Here is a 317-nt window from a genome sequence, read left to right as displayed (position 1 = left end):
CCTGCCCATCCCGGGCCACCGGCATGACCTTCACGCGTGCGTGCCGCGTGTTGTCACGCCGCACAGCCTCGATCCGCATGGCCAGTTCTGAAACCACCGGCGCCTCGAACAAGTCGCGCAGATGCAACTCGAGGTCGAACACTGTGCCCAGCCGCGAGGCCACCCGCATGGCCAGCAGCGAATGACCGCCGAGTTCGAAGAAATTGTCGTGGATGCCGACAGAGTCTAGTCCCAACAACTCGGCCCAGATCAAAGACAGCGCGCGCTCCGTGGCCGTTCGCGGCTCGACATACCCTGTCTTCCCACGGCTCGAATCA

1 protein-coding gene is annotated in these 317 nt (G+C 63.7%); it reads right to left on the bottom strand.

Translation table 11 applies throughout. From position 1 onward, the window contains the following. The coding region (locus tag HB633_RS30710; protein WP_213781875.1) for a phosphopantetheine-binding protein at positions 1 to 317 on the bottom strand (317 nt) is incomplete at both ends.

Source organism: Caballeronia sp. dw_276, from assembly GCF_018449635.1.
Lineage (GTDB): Bacteria > Pseudomonadota > Gammaproteobacteria > Burkholderiales > Burkholderiaceae > Caballeronia.
Note: the sequence above shows the minus strand (reverse complement) of the source record. Positions and strands in the feature narration are given on the sequence as shown.